This is a genomic window from Ruegeria sp. AB7, assembly GCF_056542625.1.
The window spans coordinates 90,385-112,925 of record NZ_JBQGAC010000001.1 but is presented as its reverse complement, the minus strand read 5'-3'; the positions used below and the strand labels follow the sequence as shown (position 1 = coordinate 112,925).

24 protein-coding genes are annotated in these 22,541 nt (G+C 58.1%); 12 read left to right on the top strand and 12 right to left on the bottom strand.

Translation table 11 applies throughout. The annotated features are described in order from the left end of the window. The first annotated feature begins 138 nt into the window (after positions 1–138). The 4 genes from ctaD to ACR0EN_RS00590 all read left to right on the top strand — a co-directional run bounded on the left by ctaD (position 139) and on the right by ACR0EN_RS00590 (position 4,203). Positions 139–1,797 carry a cytochrome c oxidase subunit I gene (ctaD, locus tag ACR0EN_RS00605; protein ID WP_170393460.1) on the top strand — a complete coding sequence of 553 codons (1,659 nt, stop codon included), beginning with the start codon at positions 139–141 and terminating at the stop codon, positions 1,795–1,797. Positions 1,798–1,959: 162 nt separating this feature from the next. Continuing rightward, positions 1,960–2,988, top strand: a complete 1,029-nt coding sequence (locus tag ACR0EN_RS00600; RefSeq protein WP_170405037.1) for a bestrophin family protein — start codon at positions 1,960–1,962, stop codon at positions 2,986–2,988. A gap of 83 nt (positions 2,989–3,071) precedes the next feature. Continuing rightward, positions 3,072–3,671, top strand: a complete 600-nt coding sequence (locus ACR0EN_RS00595; protein ID WP_170393465.1) for a 2-hydroxychromene-2-carboxylate isomerase — start codon at positions 3,072–3,074, stop codon at positions 3,669–3,671. A gap of 46 nt (positions 3,672–3,717) precedes the next feature. Continuing rightward, positions 3,718–4,203: a DUF2244 domain-containing protein gene (locus tag ACR0EN_RS00590; protein ID WP_170510555.1), complete on the top strand. Its 486-nt coding sequence runs from the start codon at positions 3,718–3,720 to the stop codon at positions 4,201–4,203. Here ACR0EN_RS00590 and ACR0EN_RS00585 read toward each other — a convergent pair whose 3' ends face one another. Then, the gene (locus tag ACR0EN_RS00585) at positions 4,204–4,686 is read right to left on the bottom strand and encodes a GatB/YqeY domain-containing protein (protein ID WP_170393469.1); all 483 of its coding nucleotides are present in this window, start codon (positions 4,684–4,686) and stop codon (positions 4,204–4,206) included. A 182-nt stretch (positions 4,687–4,868) separates the two neighbouring features. Between ACR0EN_RS00585 and carA the strand changes: the two genes are divergently transcribed. Both carA and ACR0EN_RS00575 read left to right on the top strand, forming a co-directional pair. Next, a complete protein-coding gene (carA, locus tag ACR0EN_RS00580; RefSeq protein ID WP_480584729.1) occupies positions 4,869–6,035 on the top strand; it encodes a glutamine-hydrolyzing carbamoyl-phosphate synthase small subunit in 1,167 nt (388 codons plus the stop codon). A 91-nt stretch (positions 6,036–6,126) separates the two neighbouring features. Beyond that, positions 6,127–8,037 carry a glycosyltransferase family 2 protein gene (locus ACR0EN_RS00575; RefSeq protein WP_480584726.1) on the top strand — a complete coding sequence of 637 codons (1,911 nt, stop codon included), beginning with the start codon at positions 6,127–6,129 and terminating at the stop codon, positions 8,035–8,037. Here ACR0EN_RS00575 and ACR0EN_RS00570 read toward each other — a convergent pair. Then, positions 7,994–8,641 carry a GntR family transcriptional regulator gene (locus ACR0EN_RS00570; RefSeq protein ID WP_170817625.1) on the bottom strand — a complete coding sequence of 216 codons (648 nt, stop codon included), beginning with the start codon at positions 8,639–8,641 and terminating at the stop codon, positions 7,994–7,996. The two genes, ACR0EN_RS00575 and ACR0EN_RS00570, sit on opposite strands and share 44 nt — an antisense overlap. A gap of 100 nt (positions 8,642–8,741) precedes the next feature. Here ACR0EN_RS00570 and ACR0EN_RS00565 point away from each other — a divergent pair, with 100 nt between their 5' ends. The 3 genes from ACR0EN_RS00565 (at position 8,742) to ACR0EN_RS00555 (ending at position 10,991) form a co-directional block, all read left to right on the top strand. Next, a complete protein-coding gene (locus tag ACR0EN_RS00565; RefSeq protein WP_170635565.1) occupies positions 8,742–9,386 on the top strand; it encodes a pyrimidine 5'-nucleotidase in 645 nt (214 codons plus the stop codon). Between the two features lie 87 nt (positions 9,387–9,473). Continuing rightward, positions 9,474–9,722, top strand: coding sequence for a hypothetical protein (locus ACR0EN_RS00560; RefSeq protein ID WP_170393477.1), 249 nt, complete (start codon positions 9,474–9,476; stop codon positions 9,720–9,722). Positions 9,723–9,794: 72 nt separating this feature from the next. After that, on the top strand, positions 9,795–10,991 hold the full coding sequence (locus tag ACR0EN_RS00555) for a UbiH/UbiF family hydroxylase (protein ID WP_170393479.1): 1,197 nt from the start codon (positions 9,795–9,797) through the stop codon (positions 10,989–10,991). Between the two features lie 31 nt (positions 10,992–11,022). Here ACR0EN_RS00555 and ACR0EN_RS00550 read toward each other — a convergent pair whose 3' ends face one another. Beyond that, on the bottom strand, positions 11,023–12,150 hold the full coding sequence (locus tag ACR0EN_RS00550) for an aminotransferase class V-fold PLP-dependent enzyme (protein ID WP_170393481.1): 1,128 nt from the start codon (positions 12,148–12,150) through the stop codon (positions 11,023–11,025). Between the two features lie 232 nt (positions 12,151–12,382). Here ACR0EN_RS00550 and ACR0EN_RS00545 point away from each other — a divergent pair, with 232 nt between their 5' ends. Beyond that, positions 12,383–13,084, top strand: a complete 702-nt coding sequence (locus tag ACR0EN_RS00545; protein ID WP_170393483.1) for a GntR family transcriptional regulator — start codon at positions 12,383–12,385, stop codon at positions 13,082–13,084. On the opposite strand, the gene ACR0EN_RS00540 is transcribed toward ACR0EN_RS00545, so the two are convergent. Beyond that, complete coding sequence (locus tag ACR0EN_RS00540) at positions 13,081–13,539, bottom strand: Lrp/AsnC family transcriptional regulator (RefSeq protein ID WP_170817624.1); 459 nt, start codon at positions 13,537–13,539, stop codon at positions 13,081–13,083. The two genes, ACR0EN_RS00545 and ACR0EN_RS00540, sit on opposite strands and share 4 nt — an antisense overlap. Then, positions 13,536–13,991 carry an Lrp/AsnC family transcriptional regulator gene (locus tag ACR0EN_RS00535; protein WP_170393487.1) on the bottom strand — a complete coding sequence of 152 codons (456 nt, stop codon included), beginning with the start codon at positions 13,989–13,991 and terminating at the stop codon, positions 13,536–13,538. Before ACR0EN_RS00535 ends, ACR0EN_RS00540 begins: the two co-directional genes overlap by 4 nt. A 131-nt stretch (positions 13,992–14,122) precedes the next feature. Here ACR0EN_RS00535 and ilvC point away from each other — a divergent pair, with 131 nt between their 5' ends. Then, positions 14,123–15,145: a ketol-acid reductoisomerase gene (ilvC, locus tag ACR0EN_RS00530; protein ID WP_170393489.1), complete on the top strand. Its 1,023-nt coding sequence runs from the start codon at positions 14,123–14,125 to the stop codon at positions 15,143–15,145. 45 nt (positions 15,146–15,190) lie between these two features. Here the strand turns inward: ilvC and ACR0EN_RS00525 are convergent, their stop codons facing one another. Continuing rightward, positions 15,191–15,646, bottom strand: coding sequence for an SRPBCC family protein (locus ACR0EN_RS00525; protein WP_170610148.1), 456 nt, complete (start codon positions 15,644–15,646; stop codon positions 15,191–15,193). Further along, positions 15,643–15,951 carry a metalloregulator ArsR/SmtB family transcription factor gene (locus tag ACR0EN_RS00520; RefSeq protein WP_170421087.1) on the bottom strand — a complete coding sequence of 103 codons (309 nt, stop codon included), beginning with the start codon at positions 15,949–15,951 and terminating at the stop codon, positions 15,643–15,645. Before ACR0EN_RS00520 ends, ACR0EN_RS00525 begins: the two co-directional genes overlap by 4 nt. 78 nt (positions 15,952–16,029) lie before the next feature. On the opposite strand from ACR0EN_RS00520, the gene ACR0EN_RS00515 reads away from it, so the two are divergent. Further along, positions 16,030–16,932 (top strand): DMT family transporter, encoded by a 903-nt coding sequence (locus ACR0EN_RS00515; RefSeq protein ID WP_170405007.1) that lies wholly within the window; start codon positions 16,030–16,032, stop codon positions 16,930–16,932. Here the strand turns inward: ACR0EN_RS00515 and glmM are convergent. The 5 genes from glmM to ACR0EN_RS00490 form a co-directional block, all read right to left on the bottom strand. After that, positions 16,929–18,272 carry a phosphoglucosamine mutase gene (gene glmM / locus ACR0EN_RS00510; protein ID WP_170393497.1) on the bottom strand — a complete coding sequence of 448 codons (1,344 nt, stop codon included), beginning with the start codon at positions 18,270–18,272 and terminating at the stop codon, positions 16,929–16,931. The genes ACR0EN_RS00515 and glmM overlap by 4 nt on opposite strands. Before the next feature lie 33 nt (positions 18,273–18,305). After that, a complete protein-coding gene (gene folP, locus ACR0EN_RS00505; protein ID WP_480584722.1) occupies positions 18,306–19,304 on the bottom strand; it encodes a dihydropteroate synthase in 999 nt (332 codons plus the stop codon). Then, positions 19,301–20,221, bottom strand: a complete 921-nt coding sequence (locus tag ACR0EN_RS00500) for a dihydroneopterin aldolase (protein ID WP_170393501.1) — start codon at positions 20,219–20,221, stop codon at positions 19,301–19,303. Before ACR0EN_RS00500 ends, folP begins: the two co-directional genes overlap by 4 nt. 105 nt (positions 20,222–20,326) lie before the next feature. Then, positions 20,327–21,700, bottom strand: a complete 1,374-nt coding sequence (locus ACR0EN_RS00495; protein ID WP_480584719.1) for a multicopper oxidase family protein — start codon at positions 21,698–21,700, stop codon at positions 20,327–20,329. A gap of 73 nt (positions 21,701–21,773) precedes the next feature. After that, positions 21,774–22,412 (bottom strand): cell wall hydrolase, encoded by a 639-nt coding sequence (locus tag ACR0EN_RS00490; RefSeq protein WP_170393504.1) that lies wholly within the window; start codon positions 22,410–22,412, stop codon positions 21,774–21,776. Positions 22,413–22,541: the final 129 nt, after the last annotated feature.

Here is a 22,541-nt window from a genome sequence, read left to right as displayed (position 1 = left end):
AGTCTGCCCGCGACAATTAATCTTGATCCAGATCAAACTCGACCATTGAAGGTCGCCCCTTCGCAATCTAAAACCAGCAGGAATCCCGCGCGTTGGAGAGGTCCGACTGCGCGGTACAGTTGCAACAGGAGGCACCTAATGGCAGACGCAGCCATTCATGGTCACGAGCATGAAGATCAGCGCGGCTTTTTCACCCGCTGGTTCATGTCGACCAACCACAAGGACATCGGGATTCTCTACCTGGTCTTTTCGGCCCTTGCCGGTCTGATCTCGGTTCTGATGACTGTCTATATGCGGCTCGAACTGATGCACCCCGGTGTTCAGTATATGTGCCTCGAAGGTTTCATGGCCGATCCATGTACCCCCAACGGTCACCTCTGGAACGTGATGATCACCTATCACGGTGTTCTGATGATGTTCTTCGTGGTCATCCCCGCCCTGTTCGGCGGATTTGGCAACTATTTCATGCCGTTGCAGATCGGCGCGCCGGACATGGCGTTCCCGCGGATGAACAACCTGTCCTTCTGGCTGTATGTCGCTGGCACCTCGCTGGGCGTCGCCTCGCTGCTCAGCCCCGGTGGTAATGACCAGCTTGGTTCAGGTGTTGGCTGGGTTCTGTATCCACCGCTGTCGACGACCGAAGGCGGCATGTCCATGGACCTTGCGATCTTCGCCGTGCACGTATCGGGCGCCTCCTCGATCCTCGGCGCGATCAACATGATCACCACCTTCCTGAATATGCGTGCCCCGGGCATGACACTGTTCAAGGTGCCTCTGTTCAGCTGGTCGATCTTCGTCACTTCGTGGCTGATTCTGCTGTCGCTGCCGGTTCTGGCAGGCGCGATCACCATGCTGCTGATGGACCGCAACTTCGGCTTCACCTTCTTTGATCCGGCCGGTGGCGGCGATCCGATCCTGTATCAGCACATCCTTTGGTTCTTTGGCCACCCGGAAGTGTACATTGTGATCCTGCCCGGCTTTGGCATCATCAGCCACGTGATCGCGACCTTCGCGCGCAAACCAATCTTCGGCTACCTGCCGATGGTCTGGGCGATCATCGCGATCGGTGTGCTGGGCTTCGTCGTATGGGCGCACCACATGTACACCGTTGGCATGTCGCTGCGCCAGCAGGCCTACTTCATGCTGGCCACGATGGTCATCGCGGTTCCGACCGGCGTTAAGGTCTTCTCGTGGATCGCGACCATGTGGGGCGGCTCGATCGAGTTCAAAACCCCGATGCTGTTCGCCTTCGGCTTCCTGTTCCTGTTCACCGTTGGTGGTGTGACCGGCGTTGTGCTGTCGCAGGCCGGCGTGGACCGTGCCTATCACGACACCTACTACGTCGTTGCGCACTTCCACTACGTGATGAGCTTGGGTGCCGTCTTCGCGATCTTCGCTGGCGTGTACTTCTACTTCTCGAAGATGACGGGCCGTCAGTATTCCGAGTTCTGGGGCAAGGTTCACTTCTGGCTGTTCTTCATCGGCGCCAACCTGACCTTCTTCCCGCAGCACTTCCTGGGCCGTCAGGGCATGCCACGCCGCTATATCGACTACCCTGAAGCGTTTGCTCAGTGGAACTTCGTTTCGTCGATTGGTGCGTTCATCTCGTTCGCCTCGTTCCTGCTGTTCTTCGGCATCGTGATCTACGCCCTGCTGCGTGGTGCGAAAGAGACACGCCCGAACCCGTGGAACGAATACGCGGATACGTTGGAATGGACCCTGCCCACGCCGCCGCCTGAACACACGTTCGAGCAGCTGCCCAAGCAGGAAGACTGGGACAAGGGCCACGCGCACTAATCCCGCCATCCAAACCAAATTCAGCAAAGCCCCGCCCCGTGCGGGGCTTTGTGTTTTTTATGCCCCCAGTCCGCAACTTGCTGCACCCAACACGTAGACGCACCAAAGATCAGGCCGCTAGTATTTGCGAAAACAGCATAATCTAAGACGGGTGCGCGCCACATGATTCTCCATCACGGCATCACACTTCGGCAACTGGTCAAAGGCTCTGCCGGGTTCATTTGCATCGTCATGGCCTGGATACTCCTGCTTGAACTAGTGGATGAAGTTACTCCGCTTGAGTTGATCTCGAACTCCAGCCCACCGGTCACGATGCTGGGTTTGGCAGTGGCATTTTTTCTGGGTTTCAAGAACACCTCGGCCTATGGCCGCTGGGTCGAGGCCCGCAAGATCTGGGGGGACATCGTCAACGCCAGTCGCGATTGGGGCAACACGATCAGCAATCTGGTTCAGGCTGACGGCACGCCGCTTGCGCCCGAGATACGGCGTGAATTGCTGGAACGTCATATCGCTTGGCTCAACATGCTGGCATTTCAGCTGCGCCAGCCCGCAACGCATGGACGTGCCCGCCGCCCGTGGATGTTCGGACACAAACCGGTCGTGGACAAAATCGCGCTGCATCAGGAACCCGAATGCTGGCGCGATACCCAACTGGCGGCTGATTTGCCTCTGCTCGAAGGGAAATCCAACCGTGCCGCGTACCTGTTGTTCCTTCAGGGTGAGCGGCTTTCATCACTGGCGCAATCCGGCAAGATCGACCCCTATTGGCATGTGGCGCTGATGAACCGGCTAGCACGGTTTGCAGACGCGCAAGGCCAAAGCGAACGTATCAAGAATACCCCCTTCCCACGGCAGGTCGCCGAGGTCGGACGCATCTTCAGCTATATTTTTATCTTCATGTTACCGCTGGCGTTGAATGACCAACGCTCGATCACCGCTGGCATGGGCTACTCGGTAACAAAATCCGTTCTGCTTGACTGGGCAGTCTTTGCTCCGATCGGAGCGTTGGTTTGCTGGATTTTCTTCGTGACTGAACGGGTCAGCGCCTCGATGGAGGACCCGTTCGAAGGCGACGTAACCGATGTTCCAATCTCGTCCATCTGCCGCATGATCGAAATCGACCTGCGCCAGATGACTTCCTGCGGCACTGCCCCTCAGCCGACAGAACCCATCGACAAAGCGTTACTTTGACCATTTAAATTGGGCAAAGATCGAAAAAACCTCCGTTTTGCGGTATTCTGGTTGGCAAAGCCCCTTTTGACAGGAGCCTTGCAATGCCCGAGATCGACTTTTGGTATTCAATCGGCAGCACTTACAGTTTTCTGACCATCACGCGCCTGGATGGCTGGTGCGAAGAAAACGATGCGACAGTAACCTGGCGCCCCTTCAACGTGCGCACGGTGATGTCGGAACAGCAAAATATTCCCTTCGCTGGCAAACCGGTGAAGTCGGCCTATATGTGGCGCGATATTGAGCGGCGCGCCGCGAAATATCACATCCACGCCAAACTTCCCGCCCCCTATCCAATTTCTGACCTGGCGCTGGCAAATCAGGTGGCTTTGCTGGGCATGCAGGACGGCTGGGGCGCGGGGTTCACGCAAAATCTTTATCGGATCTGGTTCGAGGACGGGATTGAAGCCGGTAGCGAAAGCGCCATTTCCGAAGCCCTGCTTCGGTGCCAACAAGATCCACGCCTGATGCTTGCCCGTGCCCGCAGCCCGGACGCTGTTGCAGCCTTGGAGGACGAGACAAACAAGGCCATCAAACTGGGGGTTTTCGGCGCACCCAGCTTTGTTGTCCGCGACGAAGTGTTCTGGGGTGATGACCGGCTTGACGATGCCCTGTCATGGGTCCGCGTCGGCCACGTTGTCTGACTGATTTTTGCTTCGACATTGCGCCGGTCTGAGCTAGGTTCTCGCCATGCCTTATCAATGGACAGAAAACTCGGACGCTGAACAGGAACTGCGGCTTTGGCCGCACAACTCCTTGCCACCACGTGGTGCAATGACCGTCATCTTGTCGGTGTTCCTGTTCGGACTGATCCCGCTGCTGGCGATGTTGGGTTCGATCGTCCTGTGGGGTCTGCTGCCGTTCCTACTGCTGACGGTTCTGGGCCTCTGGTTGGCAATCCAGACAAATTATCGCGCGCGCAGCGTGTTCGAGGTTCTGACCTTAGGCCAGACGCAAGCCCACCTTGTGCACCACCACCCAGACAAGGGCGATCAGGAATGGACCTGCAACCGCTATTGGGCCCGTCCTGAAATGCACACCAGCGGTGGTCCGGTACCCCATTACGTAACGCTGATCGGCGATGGGCGCGAAGTTGAGATCGGCGCGTTCCTGTCCGAGGACGAGCGGATCGCGCTGTTTGATGATCTGAGTCAGAAACTGCGCAAATCGACGTGACTAAGCGCCGTTCGAGTTAGCGCAAAGATGATCTTTGACCATCGGTCCTACTTTGCCGAAATCCATCTGACCGGTATAGCGCGATTTCAACTCGCCCATCACCTTGCCCATATCGCGGATTGAGCCCGCCCCAGTAGACGTGATGGCGGTCTGAATGGCCTTGCTAACCTCGTCGTCGTCCAGCTGTTTGGGCAGGAATTCCTCAATCACCTCAACCTCGCGCAGTTCCCGCTCGGCCAAATCAAGGCGTCCGCCCTCTTCGTAGGCGCGTGCGCTTTCCTTGCGCTGCTTGGTCATTTTACCCAGAATTTCAAGCACTTCGGCATCGCCGCAGCCTTTGGTCTCTTCATTGTCAGAGGCGCGCGAAGCAATATCACGATCCTTGATCGCCGCATTGATCAGGCGCAGTGTCGAAAGACGCTCGGCGGCTTTGTCTTTCATAGCTTGCTTCAGGGCAGAGTTCACCCGTGATCGCATATCCATATGGTCTGTCCATCCCCATGGCAAAGGAACCCTGACCATATCGAAACAAAAAGGTTGGTACAACAGTGGACATTAATTGTAACTCATTGATTTTTAACAATAGCCCAAAATTTGAACAGACTTGACCCTAGCGTATATCCCACTTAGTTATGCGCCCGTTTACCTTGCAGGAGAGTCGCGCCATGGCCCAGAACGCCCCGTCTAAGCCCACCGCATGTCTGGCGTTGGCCGATGGAACCCTGTTTTACGGTGTGGGCTTCGGCGCAACCGGTCAAACCGAGGCCGAGTTGTGTTTCAACACCGCCATGACAGGCTATCAAGAGATCATGACCGATCCTTCTTATGCGGGCCAGATCGTGACCTTCACTTTCCCGCATATCGGCAATGTCGGAGTGAATCCCGAAGATGACGAAACCGGCGATCCTGTGGCAGCCGGGATGGTCGTTAAATGGGATCCGACCGAGCCGTCGAATTGGCGCGCGACAGAAGAGCTAAAAAGCTGGCTGGCCCGCCGTGGTCGCATCGCAATCGGCGGCGTCGATACCCGCCGCCTGACCCGGGCGATCCGTCAGCAAGGCGCACCGCACGTGGCGCTGGCTCATGATCCCGAGGGAAACTTCGATATCGAAGCCCTGATTGCTGCAGCGCGTAGTTTTGCGGGTCTCGAAGGGATGGATCTGGCCAAAGAAGTCACCTGCGCCCAAAGCTATCGCTGGGATGAGATGCGTTGGGCTTGGCCCGATGGCTACCAGCGTCAGGAAGCTCCGATGCACAAGGTGGTCGCGATCGACTATGGTGCCAAGCGCAACATCTTGCGCTGTCTCGCCTCGGCGGGTTGCGACGTAACCGTATTGCCCGCCACCGCAACGGCTGCGGAGGTGCTGGCACACAAGCCGGACGGAGTGTTCCTGTCAAACGGACCCGGCGATCCGGCGGCTACCGGCGAATATGCTGTTCCGATGATAAAGGAAGTGCTGGATACAACAAATCTGCCCGTCTTTGGCATTTGCCTAGGCCATCAGATGCTGGCACTGGCGCTTGGCGGGCAGACGATCAAGATGAACCACGGCCACCATGGTGCCAATCACCCGGTCAAGGATATGGAAACCGGCAAGGTCGAGATCACCTCGATGAACCACGGCTTCGCCGTGGACGCGGAAACACTGCCCGATGGCGTAGTCGAAACGCATCGCTCTCTGTTTGACGGCTCGAACTGCGGCATCCGCATGACGGGTCGCCCGGTTTATTCGGTGCAGCATCATCCAGAAGCGTCACCCGGCCCGCAGGACAGTTTCTACCTGTTCGAACGCTTTGCCGCGGCGATGGCGGATAAAAAAGCACAAGCTTAAAGGCGAATTCAACAGCGTTAACCGTGTGTTAACCGTGTGTTAACCCTGACTAAGCAACCCTGCTGGATGTTACATGCGGCAGGGTTTCGTTATGGTCGAATTGAATCTCCAGCGTCAGACACTGGCGCAGCCTGTGCCCGGGCCGCATTCGCGCAAACCGCTCGGCACATGTCTCGTCGAACAAGGCATCATCACATCCGACCAGTTGGCGCGCGCCCTGCGGATGCAAGTATTCCAGAACGCGCCATTGGGGGAAATACTCGTCGGTGAAGGATGGGCCAGCCGTGCGCAGGTTCTCTCGGCGCTGTCTGACCAAACCGGCCTTCAGATCGCCGATCTTGCGCAGGTACCACCAGCCGCAGACCTCTGCTTGCTCGAACCGGTCGAGTTTTGGTTGGAGCACAATGTACTGCCCTGGATGCGTGTGGGGCCAATCCTGCTGATCGCTACAGCCAGGCCAGATACATTCGACGCAGTGGCAGACGCATTGAAACGCCACCGTTGCACAATCATCCCGGTTCTGGCAGGACCCGAGCAGATCGATGCCGCCATCGCCCGTCAATATGCTCAACCGCTGGCACAAGCTGCAGAAACTCGCGTTGAGGCGCGGCAAAGCTGCAGGAATTGGTCGGCCCAGACGCGCCGTGGGCCGATCATTGGGTTTATCCTGTTCGCGGCACTCTGTGTTTGTTTCCCGATAGTTGGCCTCGGCCTTCTTTTGGGCTTTGCACTGCTGACCCTAGGACTGTTCTTGTCTCTCAGACTCTCGGGGCTCATTGCTTATCTATGGCGAGAAAAATCTGAGCCAACAACAAAGACCTCTGAGTCGCTTCGCCTACCCCGCGTCTCGATCCTTGTGCCGCTATATAAGGAACGCGAGATTGCCGATGACCTGATCGCCCGGCTGCGCCGCCTGACCTATCCCAAAGCGTTGCTGGATGTCATTTTGGTGCTGGAAGAGCGGGATGACGTAACCAATGAGGCGCTCAGGCAAATAGAACTGCCAACCTGGATGCGCGCCATTGTTGTGCCGGATCGGGGTGACCTGACCACCAAGCCCCGTGCGATGAACTATGCGCTGGATTTCTGCCGTGGAGAGATTTTGGGCGTTTGGGATGCCGAAGACGCGCCGCAACCCGATCAGATTGAAACCGTTGTCCGCCATTTCGCGAACGCCCCAAAGGAGGTGGTGTGCCTTCAAGGTATTCTAGACTACTACAATCCGCGCACCAATTGGCGGTCGCGCTGTTTTAGCATCGAATACAGCGGCTGGTTTCGCGTCGTCCTGAAAGGCATCGCGCGAATTGGTCTGGTCGTTCCGCTGGGCGGCACAACCTTCTTTTTTCGCCGTGACAAGCTGGTCGAACTGGGCGGTTGGGATGCCCATAATGTCACCGAAGATGCCGATCTGGGTGTCCGCCTAAGCCGTGCCGGATATCGGACCGAGATCGTCAGCACCACGACCTATGAAGAGGCGAACTTTCGCGCCTGGCCATGGGTCAAGCAGCGTTCGCGTTGGCTGAAGGGGTTCATGGTCACCTATCTGGTGCATATGCGCGCACCACGCCAATTGCTGCGCGATCTGGGTTTGCTGCGTTTTTTGGGCTTACAGGCCTTTTTTCTGGGAACACTGGGCCAATTCCTTCTGGCGCCGCTTTTGTGGGCGTTCTGGCCCATCTTTTTCGGGCTGCCCCACCTGTATCAACCAATCCTGACACCCGGTTTATTGACTGCCTGCGTAGTTCTGTTTCTCGTCGCCGAAGCCGCCAACCTATTGGTGGGTATCTGCGGTGTCATCGCAGGCAAACGCAGGTTCCTGCTACCCTGGGTGCCGACCATGGTGCTTTACTATCCGCTGGGCGTGTTGGCGGCCTACAAAGGCCTGTGGGAACTGGCGGTCAATCCGTTCTTCTGGGACAAGACCCAGCACGGCCATGCGGTCGAGGAACGTGAGGCCGCTATTTCTCGCGCCGGATCGCATCCTGTTTCAGCCGCGTCATAAAAGCGACCGAAATGTGATCCTGCAACGCCTTGGCCGCCGCGTCCTCGTCTCGCGCCGCAATCGCGTCCACGATGCCTTTGTGCTCGCTCTGCGCAATCTCGCCACGCCCTTCTGCGGCCAGCGATGTGGTCACCATCAAGGCCATGGTCCGATGCACCAGATCAAGCTGCTGTACCAGATAGCGGTTATGCGAAGCCAGGTGAATCTGTTCGTGAAATCTCCGGTTGGCCCGCGACAGCGCAACAGGATCTCCGATCAACTCATTATCGGCCACCACCATGTCCCGAAGGACCCGAATTTCCTCTTCGGTTGCGTGTTTTGCGGCCAGACGTGCGGCCAGCCCTTCCAATTCACGCCGGACAACATAAAGCTCGGCCATCTGGTTGTGGTCCAATGAGGCCACGATCAACGACCGCCCGTCCCGTTCCAGCAACGACTGCGTTTCCAGCCGCTGCAGCGCCTCGCGGATCGGAGTGCGCGAAACGCCAAACCGCTCGGCCAGTTCGCTTTCCACCAGCCGATCACCAGGCTTGTAGACACCGACGTCTATCGCTTCGAGAATAAGGCTATAGGCGTCCGTATTGGACTGTTTGGATTGGGGCATCGGCTGAATTGTCTCCTCGTTCGGACCTGTCTAGCCGCCACACGCCCCCCCGATCAAGTGCGGCATTGAAAACCGCAGCCCATCGCCCTAAACCCAAAGCATGGTCAAACCTGCCTTTTCCCATGTCACCCAATGGGTGTTCGATCTAGACAACACGCTTTACCCGCCGCATATGCGCCTGTTCGATCAGATCGAAGTGCTGATGACGGATTACGTCGTGCAAGCTATCGGCGTCGACCGCCCCGAGGCCGACCGGTTGCGTTCGCATTACTGGCGCGAATACGGCACGACACTCGCGGGCCTGATGGCAGAGCACGATCTGGACCCCGATCCCTATCTGTACGCCGTGCATCAGGTGGACATGAGCCATATGGAACCCGATGTTGCGCTGGCGGAACATATCCGCGCTTTGCCCGGGCGACGCATTGTCTATACCAATGGATCTGCACCTTATGCCGAGCGCGTTCTGGCGGCACGCGGTCTGAATGGGCTGTTCGACGCGATCTATGGCGTAGAACACGCAGGCTATCGCCCCAAGCCGCAAAAAGCCGCGTTCGAGGCGATCTTTGCGCAGGATGGAATCGATACCGCGAAAGCCGCCATGTTCGAAGATGATCCACGCAATCTGGCCGCCCCGCACGAGATGGGAATGCGTACCGTGCACGTCGCGCCTGACCCGCACGAGGCTGACCATATTCACCATCACACCGATGATCTGACCGGGTTTCTGGGTCGCCTGCGATAGGCTGTCACACTGCGACGATCTGTTCGTTTCGCAGTTGCAGAATTGACCCCATATGCAGCTCAGCGACGAACAGAATCGGAGACCCCAATGACCGCGCTTGAGATGCCTCAGCGCCTGCCTCTTTGGCAGCGCTTTTTGTTTGCAATTCCCGTGTTTGGCTGGATGGCCCGGGACGCGGCCAATGCCGAAGCTGAAGACCTTTATTATACAGCCGCGGCGCTGGTCAGCATGTGGGGCTGTTCCATCCTTCTGTTCGGCCTGCCGGGTCTTTACATTCCCGCCCTGATGCTGGTGCCGACGATGTTCCTTGTCCTGATTTTGATCTCTCGGGGATAAAGCACGAGACAGGATGTCACTTGGCGCCCACCGCGCAACAGCACTAGTGTCTGCGGCAACGGAGACATACTCATGACTGACAGCTGTGACATCCTGATTTCCGGCGGCGGAATCGCCGGATTGACCGCCGCCGCCGCCTTTGGCGCTGCCGGGTTCGACGTAGTCTGCGTCGATCCCACCCCTCCGATCACCGAGCGGGACGTGGACGGATCGGATCTGCGTACCACCGCTTTTTTGCAGCCTGCCCACGGTCTGTTGGAACAATGCGGGCTTTGGGCCAAGCTGGATGCCCACGCCGCGCCCCTGCAGATCATGCGCATCGTGGACGCGGGTGGCGATGTGCCCGAACCGCGCGTCGTGCGTGATTTCAACGCCGCCGATATCTCGGATCAGCCATTCGGATGGAACCTGCCCAACTGGCTGCTGCGCCGCGAGATGGTGGCGCGACTAGCCGAACTGCCGAATGTCGATTTCCGCCCCGGCACCGGTACGGTCAGCCTGTTCACCCGCACCAATGAGGCACGGGTCGGCCTGAGCGACGGCACCCGCATCCGCTGCAAACTGGTAATCGCCGCCGACGGGCGCAGTTCACCAATGCGCAAAGCTGCCGGGATCAATGTTCATACCACGCGCTACGGCCAAAAGGCCCTCGCCTTCGCCGTCACCCATCCCATCCCGCACGACAATGTCTCGACCGAGATTCACCGCTCGGGCGGGCCGTTCACATTGGTCCCCCTGCCCGACTGGCAAGGCCAGCCGTCCTCGGCCATTGTCTGGATGGAACGTGGGCCACGTGCCGTTGAACTGTTAAACCTTGAAACCGACGCGTTCGAAGCCGCCATGACCGAACGCTCTTGCGGGCTGTTCGGACCGCTGAAATTGGCCTCACGCCGGACGATCTGGCCGATCATCAGCCAGTCGGCGGAACGGTTGTCGGGCGAACGCATCGCGCTGATGGCCGAGGCCGCGCATGTGGTGCCACCTATTGGTGCGCAGGGGCTGAACATGTCGTTGGGCGATCTGCGCTGCTTGCTGGAATTGACGCAAGCCCGGCCCGAGGGCTTAGGCGATGCGCAGATGCTGGATTCCTATCACAAGGCCCGCCATACCGAGATCGAACTGCGCGTCAAAGGCATCGACTTGCTGAACCGCGCATCGATGATCGAAGCGCGTCCGCTGCGCGACGCACGAGCGATGGGGCTGAATGCGCTCTATTCCCTACCACCCGTGCGCAAGACGCTAATGCAAATGGGCCTCGGCGTCCGCTGAACCGTAGGGCGGGCTTCTGCCCGCCACGCTATTACAGCACCTGATCCAGAACCCGTTTCAGGCGCGCAATCGTGTCGTCAACATCATACAGCTTGTCCAAGCCAAACAGGCCGAGACGGAAGGTGCTGAACCCTTCGGGTTCGTCACATTGCAGCGGTACGCCGGCTGCGATCTGCATGCCCAGGGCCGCGAACTTCTTGCCGTTCTGCACTTCGGGGTCTGCTGTATAGCTGACCACCACACCCGGCGCGCCGAACCCTTCGGCGGCAACCGACATGACGCCCTTGTCCCTAAGATAGGCCCGGACGCCATCACCCAGCGCCCATTGCGCCGCGCGCAGCTTTTCGAAGCCGTACGCGCGCGTCTCGGCCATTGTGTCGCGGAAGGAAAGCAGAGAATCCGTTGGCATGGTGGCGTGATAGGCATGGCCGCCATTCTCGTAGGCCTGCATGATCTGGCGCCACTTCTTCAAATCTATCGCAAAGCTATCGGATGAGGTTTCTGCCAGCCGCGCCTCGGCGCGTTCGGATAGCATGACAAGACCGGCGCATGGCGTTGCGCTCCACCCCTTCTGCGGAGCCGAGATCAGCACATCCACTCCGGTGGCCTTCATATCGACCCAGGCACAGCCCGAGGCGATGCAGTCCAGCACCATCAACGCCCCCACCTCATGCGCAGCAGCGGCCATCGCTGTCACATAATCATCAGGCAGAATCACTCCGGCCGAGGTCTCAACATGCGGCGCGAAGACAATACCCGGTCGTTTCTCATGGATTGTCGCCACAACTTCATCAATCGGGGCCGGAGCAAAAGGTGACGGGCTGGAATTGCCGGTTTCGCGCGCTTTGAGAACGGTGGTCGACGATGTCAGATCACCTGACTCGATGATCTGGCTCCACCGATATGAAAACCACCCATTGCGTACGACAAGCACATCAGCATCCCGCGCAAACTGTCGCGCGACGGCTTCCATCCCATAGGTGCCTCCGCCGGGAATGACCGCAACGCCTTCAGCATTGTAAACTTCACGCAGCATTGCTGAAATATCGCGCATGACTTGCTGAAAACTTGCAGACATATGGTTCAGAGAACGGTCGGTAAAAACCACCGAGAACTCCTCCAGCCCGCCCGGGTCAACAGTATTCAGTAGTGCCGGCATGACGCATCCTTTCTATTGGGTCCTTTTTGTTCTGCCTTGTCTTGCGCGCTCGGTAAAGCGTCAAACGCAGCCTGAAGTTGACCCAAAGTAACCCACAGCCAAAAATTTCATTTTGAGTTTTTACATGCCACAATTAGCAGAAATGACGCCAACCAGAGTCAGGTCCCCTTTACACCCTAGCGTGTTTCTGAACAGATACACACACTTTGAACAAGAACGGATAATTTTACTCGTGACTGCGCAAAAGCGGATTAGTTTTCAAGTCGTTCGAGACGAGGTAAAGCGGCGGATTGAATCCCGCATATGGCCTCAGGGCTCGCTTTTACCCACCGAAACCCAATTAGCGGAAGAGTTCAATTGTGCCCGCGCCACGGTGAACCGGGCGCTGAGGGAGCTCGCTGAACAGGGCTTTGTCGAGCGCAAGCGCAAAAGCGGAACGCGGGTCAAGAAAGAACCACGCAAACAAGCCAAGCTTGAAATTTCACTTGCGAGACAAGCGGTTGAGAACCAAAACTCAGCCTATCGCTATGCGCTGGTGGAACGGAACGTGGTCTACAGCCCCGGCTGGCTGACCTCGCAACTGAATGTCGAACCGGACGCGCGCGTTCTGCACGTGATCTGCATGCACTATGCAGACAACCGCCCCTTCCAGCTTGAAGAACGCTGGATCAATATCGAAGCCGTGCCCGAGGTCGAGCAAGCCGACCTCAACAAAAGTGGCCCACACGAATGGTTGTTGAATGCTGCCCCGTTCACCGAAGCTGAAATCGCCTTTTGCGCGATCTCGGCGGACAATCGTCTAGCTGATTTCATGGGCACGACCACTGGCACTTCGATGATTCAGCTGGAACGGACCACGTGGAAGGACGGGCAACCGATGACTTTCGCCCGCATGACCCATCATCCGGGGTTCCGCATCCGCACTAAATACTAACCGATCGGCCCGGGCAGGCGTTCTTCGCTCAGCAGTACATTGGCTTCGACCTCTCCGGCCCCTGGTAAGGTCATCACCCTTCGGCGCAGAACCCGTTCGAAGTCTGACAGATCCCGCGCCACGACGCGCAAGCGATAATCATAAAGACCCAGCACATGCTCAACCGTCTGCACCTCGGGAATGGCGCTGACGGCACGTTCAAAATCTTCAAGGCTGACCTGCCCTTTTCGCGCAAGTTTCACGCCGAGAAAGACGGTCACTCCAAAACCCAGGGCCTCGGCATTCAGACGCAGCCGCCGCCCCTTGATCACGCCTGCTTCTTCCAGTCGACGAATACGCCGCCAGGTCGCGGGCTGCGATAAGCCAAAGCGGCGCCCCAGAGCTCCCGCGCTTTGGGTCGCGTCCTGCACCAGCGCGCGCAGAATTCTGCGGTCGATCTCATCCAGTTCGATCATACCGGCAGCACCTCGTCCCGCTTGACCCGTGCGATATGCATAAGGGCTTCGATATCGGCAATATGCGGGAGAGTCAGAATGCGATCGCGATAGACCTGTTGATAATGCGCCATATCTCGCGCCAACACCGATAGGCGCACATCCACCCGACCAAGGAAGGTCTGGATCTCGATCACCTCGGCCACGTTCCGCGCCGCCGCCGTGAATTCGTCGAACGCCCGTGCCTGCGTCTTGTCCAGCGTGATCCGCAAAGAGACCTCGACCGCATAGCCCAAGGCGGCCCAGTCGATAACGGCTTCCTGCCCCTCGATCACTCCTGCCGCCTGCATTTTTTCGATCCGGCGCCAGCAGACGCCCGAAGTGATGCGGCATCGCTCAGCCAATTCTGCCGTTGTCAGGCTTGGCTCGGCCTGGAAGTGGCGTAGTATACGTCGATCAACATCATCAAGCATGATTTTTTCACATTTTGCTCAATAGAAGAATTATTCTTCATCTATTTGTCAAATACCCAATCCAAACCCTATCGCCAATAGCAATCACGCAAGATAGAAGCACATCAATCGAAACTGAAAGGACCGGCGAAATGCGCGTCTATTACGATCGCGATTGCGACATCAACCTGATCAAAGACAAAAAAGTGGCGATTCTGGGCTACGGCTCGCAAGGCCACGCCCACGCGCTGAACCTGCGCGACTCGGGCGCCAAGAACCTGGTCATCGCCCTGCGCGAAGGCTCCCCCTCGGCCAAGAAAGCCGAAGCGGAAGGCCTGCAGGTGATGGGCATCGCCGAAGCCGCAGCCTGGTGCGACGTTATTATGTTCACCATGCCTGACGAACTGCAGGCTGAGACGTACAAGAAATACGTGCACGACAACATCAAGCCAGGTGCGGCCATCGCGTTCGCCCACGGCCTGAACGTCCATTTTGGCCTGATCGAGCCGAAAGAAGGCGTTGACGTGATCATGATGGCCCCCAAAGGCCCCGGTCACACCGTGCGCGGCGAATACACCAAAGGCGGCGGCGTTCCTTGCCTCGTCGCGGTCGACAACGACGCGACCGGCAAAGCGCTGGAAATCGGCCTGTCCTACTGCTCGGCCATCGGTGGCGGCCGTTCGGGCATCATCGAAACCAACTTCCGCGAGGAATGCGAAACCGACCTGTTCGGTGAGCAGGCCGTACTGTGCGGCGGTCTGGTTGAACTGATCCGCTGCGGCTTTGAAACGCTGGTTGAGGCCGGCTACGCGCCCGAGATGGCATATTTCGAGTGTCTGCACGAAGTGAAGCTGATCGTTGACCTGATCTATGAAGGCGGCATCGCCAACATGGATTATTCGATCTCGAACACGGCTGAATATGGCCAGTACGTCACCGGCCCGCGTATTTTGAAATACGACGAGACCAAAGCGCGTATGAAAGAGGTTCTGAACGACATCCAGCAGGGTAAATTCGTCCGTGACTTCATGCTGGAGAACGCTGTAGGCCAACCGACCATCAAAGCGTCGCGCCGTGCGAACGATGAGCACATGATCGAGGAAACCGGTGCAAAACTGCGCGCCATGATGCCCTGGATCTCGGCTGGCAAAATGGTCGACAAAGAAAAGAACTAAGTCTGACAATTGTCAGCGAAAGGGCGGCCCCGGTGGCCGCCCTTTTCATTTGGTGACAGCATTTGCGTAGCATTCGCCCAGAACATAATCCCAGCCACTGTCGTAACCGGTGCGTTTGTCCGACGCCTCAGATGTCCAGACTTCCCAGCCCGAATGGGTCAGAGTGACCATGGTCTGCCCGGCTCCGTGGGCTGCGAACCGGACCTCAACCCGCGTGGGGCGGTCGGTGTTGGTGCCGGGGTGCCAGCTGAAGGCCAGGCGAGCCCCCTGTTCGAAGATCAACACCTTGCCCCAATCAGCGCGGGTGCCATCGAACATGGTTTCATAAACCGCACCGCCGACATGAGGTTCGATCACAACTGCCAGCGCAGGCTTGCCTTGCGCCGCTGAGACAGCGTGCCCATCCAATGGCCACCATTTGGCAATGCGATTTACAAAAACATCAAAGGCGTGCTCGGGCGCTGCGTTTACAACGATGGTCTTGATGATTGGTTCGATCATGCATCTCGTCCTTCGTTTACCTCGGCGGCGAAACTCTCCAACACGTCCGACCAGTATTGCTCGAGCCAGGCGCGCAGGTCGGCCAGCCCCTCGGGTCGGGCGGCATAGATGCGGCGCGTTCCCTCAGCCCTGCAAACGACAAGTCCGGCATCGGACAAGACCTTTAAATGTTGCGAGACCGCCGGGCGGCTTACGGGCAAATCCGCAGCCAGATCACCAACCGCCCTGGGGCGCTTGGCCACCGCCTCAAAAACCTGACGACGGGTCGAATCCCCTAAAGCCGAAAGCACTTCTTTGTAAGCCATAGCTTACGGTAAGTAATGACTTACCTAATGTCAATATCAGCGCGTGACACCGTCAGATTCGCGGGATAAGTGGATGGAATGGTTCAACAACCGACAAAACAGGATTGGAGCGGTGTTTTCACGCTGGGCCTCATCTGGGGCGGGACGTTTATGGTGGTTGCCATGGCGTTGGAAGGCTATGGACCGGTCACCGTGGCGACGTCGCGCACCACATTGGGTGCCGTTATGCTGCTGGTGCTGATGCGCCTTACCGGACGGCGTATTCCGAGTTTGACACCAGCCCTTTTGAGTTCGATTTTCTTCATCGGCATTCTGTCGACGGCGGTTCCCTTCATGCTGTTAAGCTGGGGGCAACAATTTGTCCCTTCGGCCTTTGCGGGTCTGTCCATGGCGGCGATTCCGCTGATGGTTCTGCCGCTGGCACATTTCTTTTCGGATGAGCCTATGAACCTACGGCGTCTGGTCGGCGTTTGCCTTGGCTTCTCTGGCGCGCTTGTGTTGATCGGGCCCGGTCTGGCGCAATTGGGTCAGGGTACGCAGCCACTGGCGCAAATGGCCTGCGTCACGGCAGCCTTGTGCTACGCCAGCTCGTCGATCCTGACCCGCCGCTGCCCGCCGATTGAACCGATGGCTCTGGCAGCCCTGACGCTGCTGGTTGGCGCAGTACTATTGATACCTATCATGCTGCTAACCGAGGGGCTGCCCTCGTGGCAGGGAACGCGCCCCAGTCTGGCCCTGATCGTTCTGGGCCTTGTCCCCACGGCCTTCGCCACCCTGCTGCGAGTATCCATCACCCGCAGCGCCGGGTCCGTCTTTCTGACGCTGGTGAACTATCAGGTGCCCGTTTGGTCGATGGTGTTCGGGGCCTGGATTCTATCCGAAGCCCTGCCGCTGCGGTTCTATATCGCGCTTGCCATGATCCTAACCGGGCTGGCAATCAGCCAGTGGTTCACTCTGCAGAAAATGCTACTGGGGCGTTAACCTGTCGCCGCCTCAACCTCGGATACGATCCCATCGACCACTTGGGTCAGCAGTGCGGCATCTTCGCATTCCGCCATCACCCGGATCAGAGGTTCCGTGCCCGATTTGCGGATCAGCAAACGCCCCTGCCCATTCAGACGCGCCTCGGCCTCGGAAATCGCGCTTTTGACGCTGGCCGCTTCCAGCGGGGCCTGCCCCGCGCTAAAGCGCACATTCTTCAGCAATTGCGGCACCGTCTCAAACTGGCGCGATAGGTCCGAGGCTTTCTTGCCGGATTGCACCATCTCTGCCAGAAAATGCAGCCCCGCCATCAGACCGTCGCCGGTTGTGGCATAATCGCTCATCACGATGTGACCTGACTGTTCGCCACCAAGATTGAAACCACCCTCGCGCATCCGTTCAACCACATAGCGGTCGCCAACGGCGGTCCGCTCCAGACGCAGCCCCTGCCCGGCCAGGTGCCGCTCCAACCCGAGGTTCGACATCACAGTGGCGACCAAGGCGCCGCCTTTCAGCTGATCCGCGCGGGACCAGGCGGTCGCCAACAGGGCCATCAACTGATCCCCATCAGCAACAGCGCCGGTTTCGTCGATCACAACGACGCGGTCGGCATCCCCATCCAGACAGATACCTACATCGGCGCCATGTGAAACCACGGTTTCGGCCGCAACACGAGGCTGGGTTGAGCCACATCCGAGGTTGATGTTCTTGCCGTTCGGCGCGATGCCGACCGGGATCACATCTGCTCCCAACTCCCAAAGAACTTCCGGCGCAGTACGGTGCGCGGCACCGTTGGCGCAGTCGATCACGACCTTCAGCCCATCCAAGCGCAGATTGCGCGGCAGCGATGATTTCACACGCTCGCCATAACGGAACCGTGCATCGTCAACCCGACGCGCACGACCAATATTCTGCGCCTGTGCGGGGCTTACACCTTCTTCGATCAGCCGCTCGATCTCAATCTCGGCCTGATCGGACAGCTTGAACCCGTCCGGCCCAAAGAATTTAATTCCATTGTCGATCGCCGGATTGTGACTGGCCGAGATCATCACGCCCAGATCCGCGCGCATCGAGCGCGTCATCAACCCTACCGCAGGAGTCGGCACCGGCCCCAGCAGAAGCACGTTCATACCCGTCGAGGTCAAACCTGCCGTCAGCGCATTTTCCAGCATATAGCCCGACAGCCGCGTATCCTTGCCAATGACAACGCGGTGTACGCCCGAGGCATCGCGGCGGAAATACCGCCCCACAGCGGCGCCAATTCGCAAAGCCATTTCCGCCGTCATAGGGTGCGTGTTGGCGGTGCCCCGCACCCCGTCGGTTCCAAACAGCTTGCGCATAAGTCGGTCTCCTGAAAATTCCTTTTGCCCGGATTACCGGACGGCGGCCCATAGACGCAAGGCCTGAGCCGTCTCGGCCACGTCATGTACCCGTACAATCTGCACGCCCTGTGATATTCCCGCCAGAGCAACCGCGATTGACCCCGGCGCGCGGGTATCCTTGCGCGGCTCTTTGCCGATCTGACCAATAAATCCCTTGCGCGAAACGCCCAAAAGGATTGGACAGCCCAGCCCGTGAAACAGGCTGAGATTGCGTAGAAGGGTCAGGTTGTGGTCCAGATTCTTGCCAAACCCGATGCCCGGATCGATGACAATCAAATCGCGGCTGAGCCCCAGTCCTTCAAGATGCGCGATTTGCCCCTCAAGGAAATCGTAAACATCCAGCAGAACATTGTCATAGTGCGGGTCATCCTGCATCGTGGTCGGATCACCCTGCATATGCATCACACAAACCGGAGCCTCAATCTGCGCGCAAAATGGTGCAAGTTTAGGATCGAAGGTAAATCCTGACACATCGTTGATCAGTCCCGCACCCGCCTGATGCGCTGCCTTGGCAACACCGGCCTTGCGAGTATCGATCGAGATCAACACATCCGTCTCGCCCCGAATTGCCTCAATCAAAGGGCGTGTGCGGGCAATCTCTTCGTCTTCAGGCACAAAATCAGCGCCCGGGCGCGTGGATTCGCCGCCAATGTCCAGAATACTTGCACCATGCGCTACCATGTCGGCGGCAGCGGTCCGAGCGGCCTCGACCGAGTTATGCAGCCCCCCATCCGAGAAGCTATCCGGCGTGGCATTCAGAATGCCCATGATCTGCGTTCGTGCCATATCAAGTCCGGCAATCGCTGGACGCGCGCAGGTCAGACGATCCAGCTGTTCCTTTGGGATTTCAACGGCATCGACGATCTGGGTGCTTTGCCCGCGCTCAATCCGCTCGGCCTGTGAGAACCACAGCACCTGCCCTGCCAGTGGCACCGCCCCGTCGACGCGCGTGCTCCCATGCTGGACCAATGGGCGGTAATAGACGGTCACAGTTGCGCCTGCTCCACCGGAACTGCGCGCAATGGCGTTTTGGGGGCTTCGGGCAGGTCTCCGCCAATAACCAGCATCTCGCTGGCTTCAAAGGTTGCAGCGAACCAAGCAGCCAGCGCCACCGCGTCAGACGGCGCGGCTGAGGGGCCATCGACCGCATCCAGAACAATTTTGGAGGGTGCCCAAACACAAATCTGGCCGTTTTTCATCGCCCAATCCAACTCGGTCCGCGTTGAAACGACCACGCAACGGTGATCGCGCGCAGCCAGAACCCAGGCGTTCTGTTCAATTGCCAACAGATCTATCCGGCGTTGGGTCATTGCGTGACCCGTCTGCGGCACATCCAGATCAGACGCCCCAACACACAGGATCAGCGGGCGCTGGCGATTCTCAAGCTGGTCGATCCAGCCGGTGAGATTACCTGATGAAATCGCTGCATTCGACAGAAAGACCAACCGTGGATGTGGCCGCTCTTCTTCGGTCACATCATGATGTACCGCATCCTTGCCGCGCACGATCTCGACGCCAAGCGCGCCGGGTCCACGATCCAGTTTTTCAATGCGGACAAAAGCTCTTACAGCCTGAGGCTCAAGCAGAATGCGCTCCGCCACGCGATCTGCCAGTGTCTCGAGCAAATTTAGCCGTTCAGCAGCCAGCTCAAACGCAATCGCTTCGGTTACACGGTCGTAAGACAGAATACGATCCACGTCATCATCGATGGGGTCTGTCAGCGGACGCACCTCGACCACGATGTTAAAGCAGATCCGTTGCGTGGTACCGCGTTCGGCCTGAAACGCCCCGATCTCGACCTCAACTATGTGATCGCGCAGCGAAATGCGGTCCAGCGCACCGCGCGCGGCGGTAGCCTCGGACCGTTCGGACGGGTGCGCAAAGGCAAGACGGATTTCAGAGCTCATGCGGCGGACCTTTTCGGGCTCGGTGGACTGATGATCAGCCCACTTTAGGCGTTTCGCGGGCGTATAGCATCGCAGCAAACGCCTTTCCAGCTACGGAATGCGGCGTTACGTGACCCGGAACCAGCTCATCATACCCGATGCCGCATGGCCAAGCATGTGACAATGCAACAGCCAGTTGCCCGGATTGTCAGCTACCAACGCTACCTGCCGCACCTGCCCTCGCTCGACTAGAACAGTGTCGCGCCACGGCCCTAGTGTACCGTCCTGCAGGATAATGCGAAAATGGTGTCCATGCAGATGCATCGCATGTGGAAACGCCGTTTCATTTGCGAATTCAATCCGATGAACTGATCCCAATCGCGCATCCAGAAACGGATCATCTGGCCGCTCTGCATATCCGTTCAAAGCCCAGAATCGTCCAAGCTGAGCCAACTCGCGCCCCGACAGCTCGGAATCGCCCAATTTGGCGCTCTCCAGCCAGCGCATTGCCCCCCCCTGCATCGTCATACGATGCAGAGGTGTATTCTGCAGTTCAATTTCGGGCATTCGGTTTGCTGGCAACGGTCTAACTTTTGCATCAGCAATACGCGATGCTACTCCGAACACATCAAATTTGACGAGTCCGTAAGCGCCATCCCGTTCTACACTCACAATACTTGCCGTCTGGCCGGATTCCGCTGAGACATCAACGATCAAGTCAACCCGCTGCGCAGGCGCCAAAGGAAAACTGCTCTCAACTCGCAATGGAACCTCAAGCGGCATACCGTCAAGCGCAACAATCCAACCAGCAAGCCCGTCGAGCGCTACGTCGAATACCCGGGCATTCGCGGCATTGATCACCCGCAATCGCAATCGTTCAGACGCCTGCACCGGATAAGAAGGGTCAAACTCTCCGTTCACCGTTACAATGTTGCCCAGCCGACCCGCATGGCTCAGATCATGAGCATTGTCGAAATCGCTGGATATCTTTGCGCTCTCGGTGTCAAGGCGCCAATCGTCCAGCATTAAGGTCAGGTCCTGATCAACATCGGGTCCGCTGGCTTCTTCGACGATCAAAGGGCCATAAAGCCCACGCGCGACCTGCTCCATCGATTGGTTGTGCGCATGATACCAATAGGTTCCCGCATCCGGCACCACGAAATCATATTCAAAGTTGGATTCTGGCTGCACAACTTCCTGCGTCAGGCCGGGCACTCCATCCATCGCATTGTCGATCCGGATGCCATGCCAGTGAACGGTCGTTGGTTGCGGCAGCATGTTTACAATCTTGCGGCGTACCCGAGCCCCCTGCGGAACACGGATTTCCGCGCCCGGAACACCGCCGCCATAACTCCAGACCGGAGTTTCCGGATATCCCTGGGGCGCGATCTGCTGGAGGGAAGTCTGTGCCACCAGTTCGGTGGCAGATGCCATCGCCACGCGTGGTATCATCGACAAGGCCAGGGTCGATTGCAGAAACTGTCGGCGTGATATGGTCATTGCAAGCCTCCTGGCTCGCAACATAGTTGGTAAAACGCCTGTTGCCAGCACCCTTCCAGCGCTGGTGCGTCAATCAGTTGCTGGCCGTGCGATAATTGTGCTTGTAGAAGATATGCACGCCAATACGCGCCGTTTCTTTATAGACGCGGGACCAGGACGGGCGCACTGCCTTGGTGTGATAGTGCGTGGCACCTGCGGTCATCTCTTCAGCTACACCATCGATTGCGGCACGGGCGACTTTCGAAACGCGATCATAAGCGCGTTTTTCGTTGATAATCTCTTTCTGCCCGTCACAGGTGTAGGTGAACTGGCACTGATATTTCTTGCCCGTTCCTTGCTTGATCACACCGCACAGTGAATCCGGAAAGCGACCGCTTTCAACCCGGTTCAGGATAACCTCGGCCACTGCAAACTGACCGCGTACGCTTTCACCGCGAGCCTCGAAATACAGCGCTTCGGCAAGACAACGAAAATTTTCATCTCCGGTCGCCTTTGGCTGCTGGTCCAGCCAGGCTTTGGTGTAGGAGATTTCGACTTTTTCCGGCGCCTTACGCGGCTTAAACAGTTTCAGGTAATCGCGGAAGCTTTGTGCTGGCAACTCGTTACGTGTGACCAACTCAACAGATTTTGTATCGCCTTGCCTATCGGCAAAGGACAAACTCGGTAGCAAGGCTGCGGCCCCCACGGCAACAGCCACTATGTAGCGTCTCATCAGATAACCTCGCACAGGCACAAACGCGCCATACCCTCCCCCGGCGGGCGCGACGAGGCTAATACCCCAGACGAAGCGAGACGTCCAGTTCTGAAAAAAATGCAAGAGAAAAACCGCTCACGCCGCCAA

Coding starts and splice junctions, on each gene's coding strand:
- carA (WP_480584729.1), top strand. CDS start 4,869: ATGGCCCAGAACGCCCCGTCTAAGCCCACCGCATGTCTGGCGTTGGCC.
- ACR0EN_RS00600 (WP_170405037.1), top strand. CDS start 1,960: ATGATTCTCCATCACGGCATCACACTTCGGCAACTGGTCAAAGGCTCT.
- ACR0EN_RS00550 (WP_170393481.1), bottom strand. CDS start 12,150: ATGCCGGCACTACTGAATACTGTTGACCCGGGCGGGCTGGAGGAGTTC.
- ctaD (WP_170393460.1), top strand. CDS start 139: ATGGCAGACGCAGCCATTCATGGTCACGAGCATGAAGATCAGCGCGGC.
- ACR0EN_RS00560 (WP_170393477.1), top strand. CDS start 9,474: ATGACCGCGCTTGAGATGCCTCAGCGCCTGCCTCTTTGGCAGCGCTTT.
- ACR0EN_RS00535 (WP_170393487.1), bottom strand. CDS start 13,991: ATGCTTGATGATGTTGATCGACGTATACTACGCCACTTCCAGGCCGAG.
- ACR0EN_RS00575 (WP_480584726.1), top strand. CDS start 6,127: ATGGTCGAATTGAATCTCCAGCGTCAGACACTGGCGCAGCCTGTGCCC.
- ACR0EN_RS00585 (WP_170393469.1), bottom strand. CDS start 4,686: ATGGATATGCGATCACGGGTGAACTCTGCCCTGAAGCAAGCTATGAAA.
- ACR0EN_RS00590 (WP_170510555.1), top strand. CDS start 3,718: ATGCCTTATCAATGGACAGAAAACTCGGACGCTGAACAGGAACTGCGG.
- ACR0EN_RS00490 (WP_170393504.1), bottom strand. CDS start 22,412: ATGAGACGCTACATAGTGGCTGTTGCCGTGGGGGCCGCAGCCTTGCTA.
- ACR0EN_RS00495 (WP_480584719.1), bottom strand. CDS start 21,700: ATGACCATATCACGCCGACAGTTTCTGCAATCGACCCTGGCCTTGTCG.
- ACR0EN_RS00540 (WP_170817624.1), bottom strand. CDS start 13,539: ATGATCGAACTGGATGAGATCGACCGCAGAATTCTGCGCGCGCTGGTG.
- ACR0EN_RS00525 (WP_170610148.1), bottom strand. CDS start 15,646: ATGATCGAACCAATCATCAAGACCATCGTTGTAAACGCAGCGCCCGAG.
- ACR0EN_RS00595 (WP_170393465.1), top strand. CDS start 3,072: ATGCCCGAGATCGACTTTTGGTATTCAATCGGCAGCACTTACAGTTTT.
- ACR0EN_RS00520 (WP_170421087.1), bottom strand. CDS start 15,951: ATGGCTTACAAAGAAGTGCTTTCGGCTTTAGGGGATTCGACCCGTCGT.
- ACR0EN_RS00500 (WP_170393501.1), bottom strand. CDS start 20,221: ATGAGCTCTGAAATCCGTCTTGCCTTTGCGCACCCGTCCGAACGGTCC.
- ACR0EN_RS00570 (WP_170817625.1), bottom strand. CDS start 8,641: ATGCCCCAATCCAAACAGTCCAATACGGACGCCTATAGCCTTATTCTC.
- ACR0EN_RS00565 (WP_170635565.1), top strand. CDS start 8,742: ATGGTCAAACCTGCCTTTTCCCATGTCACCCAATGGGTGTTCGATCTA.
- ilvC (WP_170393489.1), top strand. CDS start 14,123: ATGCGCGTCTATTACGATCGCGATTGCGACATCAACCTGATCAAAGAC.
- ACR0EN_RS00555 (WP_170393479.1), top strand. CDS start 9,795: ATGACTGACAGCTGTGACATCCTGATTTCCGGCGGCGGAATCGCCGGA.
- glmM (WP_170393497.1), bottom strand. CDS start 18,272: ATGCGCAAGCTGTTTGGAACCGACGGGGTGCGGGGCACCGCCAACACG.
- ACR0EN_RS00515 (WP_170405007.1), top strand. CDS start 16,030: ATGGTTCAACAACCGACAAAACAGGATTGGAGCGGTGTTTTCACGCTG.